Source organism: Streptomyces sp. NPDC127084, assembly GCF_042724175.1.
Lineage (GTDB): Bacteria > Actinomycetota > Actinomycetes > Streptomycetales > Streptomycetaceae > Streptomyces.
In genome coordinates, this window is sequence record NZ_JBHXFA010000329.1 from 1 (window position 1) to 2,334 (window position 2,334).

Sequence of the window (2,334 nt, forward strand, 5' to 3'; positions counted from 1 at the left end):
GTCATCACACACTCACCGAAGGTCCCGCTACCCGTGACGGAGCGTCACCGGCGCACGGTGGCACACCCCCGCTTCACGAAAATCTTGCCAGGGCCGCGATCACTTGTACGCAGACAAGAAGAACCCTTGTGACGGTGACGTGCAGGTGTCACCGAGAGTCAGGCGCAACCTGCCGTCGGGAGAGGGTCAGCCTGCGCCGCTCTCGGTCGACGTCCATGACGACGACGGTCACCTCGTCGCCGGCCTCAACGACGTCCTGTGGGGTTGCCACGGGCGTCGAGGTGAGCTCTTGAAGATGGACCAGTCCCTCAATGCCGTCGGCGACCTGGACGAAGACGCCGAACGGGATCAGTTTGGTGACCTGTCCCTGCAGCGTTTGGCCAACCGCGACGCTGTCGGCGAATGCCTGGAAGGGGTCCGGCTGTGTCGCCCTCAGGGACAACCTGGCCTCTCCGTTCCAGGTATCGAACTGGAGGAACTCGCACGAGACGCGCTGACCGACGTGGACGACGTCCGAAACTGCTTCGATGTGTCGCCAGGACAGTTCGGGGATCGTGATGAACCCGACGCCGGGGAAGACCGGATGGTCGGGGCCGTCGTCCAGCGCCACAAACACCCCGAACCGTTCGATGGCGGCGATTGTGCCGGAAAGGATCTCCCCGCGATGACGTGATTTCAGGAACGCCCACAGCTCCGGGTTCTCTGTGGCGGTCATGGCCAGCCGGGCGTGACCCTCATCCAGATCAATGGCGATCACCTCGGCGGTGATCCGCTGGCCGACCTTCATGGCCGCCGACTGATTCCAACTCCAGGAGACGTCCAAAGGCCAGATGGTCCCCAGCGGGTGTGCGGAGAATCCGTCCAGGGTGACCGTCACCCCCTGAGACCTTGTGACCTCTGCGACAGTCCCGCTGCAGATGTCGCCAATGCAGATTCCTGCCAGGAACTCCCGAGAATCCTGATCGCCCGACGCTGACCCCATGCCGTCCAGCCTCTCATGGAGATCGCGCCGTCCGCGGGCTCGGCGATGGTGCAGTCAGGCTGCGACTTTGAGGGGACGTCCGCCCCAGCGGATGCCTTTCTCGCTGCGGACCCGGGCGCGCTCACGACGTTCGGCAGCCAGGATGTCCCGGTGGCGGGCGTTGGCGTTGCGCCACTGGAGGTATGCGTGCAGGGCCCGGGTCTGCACGATGTGGTTGGAGTGGTGGGAGTTGGCGAAGGTGAACTGCCGCAGCGGCCCGAAGTGGGCCTCGATCGGGTTCGCCCAGGACGCGTAGGTCGGGGTGAAGCAGAGCTCGACGCGGTTCTTCCTCGCCCAGCTGCGGATCGTCTCGCTCTTGTGGGCGGACAGATTGTCCAGGATCACGTAGATGGGCGCGCCGTCCGGGCGAGCCGTCCGGATCGACCTCAGCGCGGCCAGAGTATTCGCGGCGCCCTTCTTGCGCCGGTTGACGCCCCACAGAATATCGTCACCGACCGAGTAGCAGCCGTGGAAGTACCGCACCCCGTGGGTGCGGTGGTAAGTCGCCGGGTGCCGCTCGGGGTGACCGGCGAGGGCCCAGCCCGCACCGCTGGTGGGGCGGATGCCGAGCGGTCCGAACTCGTCGAAGGCGAAGACCCGGTCTGGGAACCGGTCCAGGACCTCCTCGATCCGGTCCAGCTTCGTCTCGCGGTCGGGGTCCGGGGACTCCTTCCACGTCTTGGTGCGCTGAAAGGTGACGCCGCGGCGGGCGAGCAGGCACCGTAACGCCTGCGACCGATCCGGATGACCCGCCCGTGGACTTTCCGCAAGTAGGCGGCGAGTTTGCGGATGGACCAGCGGGTGAAGGGCTGGCCGAGCTTGGTCGGTCGGGTGATGGCCGTCTGAACGACGAAGTCCTCGTCGTCAGGACTGAGCAGGCGGGGACGGCCTCCCGCCCACTGAGGGTCCAGACAGGCCAGGCCGATCTCGTTGAACCGGTGGATCACATCCCGGACGGTGTCCTCATCGGCCTGCACCAGCTGGGCGATCACCGTCACCCGGTTCCCGCCGACCGAGGCCAGCAGCATCATCGCGCGCCGGTAGCGCACCGAGCTCGTACTGCCACGGCGCACGATCTGCTGCAGCTTCTGGCCCTCCTGGTCGGTCAGTCTGCGCACACGGACAGGCTCGGCCACCGCGCCTCCAGCGGTCGGATCGGACGTCACCCCACATCCAACCGCCACAACCACCAACCCGGTGAACCTATGCGGTCACAGCACTAGGGAGCGTATTTGGTCGTGATCAAGAGGTGGTGAGCTTCTTGATCCAGATCATCGACGCGCGGAGGTGGAGGCCGGCGAGGTAGCTCTCGG

At 66.1% G+C, this 2,334-nt stretch carries 1 protein-coding gene and 1 pseudogene; both read right to left on the reverse strand.

From position 1 onward, the window contains the following. Nucleotides 1–148: 148 nt before the first annotated feature. A complete protein-coding gene (locus ACFWI9_RS33880) occupies nt 149–982 on the reverse strand; it encodes a S1 RNA-binding domain-containing protein (protein WP_387169049.1) in 834 nt (277 codons plus the stop codon). A gap of 54 nt (nt 983–1,036) precedes the next feature. Continuing rightward, nucleotides 1,037–2,157, reverse strand: a pseudogene (locus tag ACFWI9_RS33885) (IS630 family transposase). Nucleotides 2,158–2,334: the final 177 nt, after the last annotated feature.

Coding starts and splice junctions, on each gene's coding strand:
- ACFWI9_RS33880 (WP_387169049.1), bottom strand. CDS start 982: ATGGGGTCAGCGTCGGGCGATCAGGATTCTCGGGAGTTCCTGGCAGGA.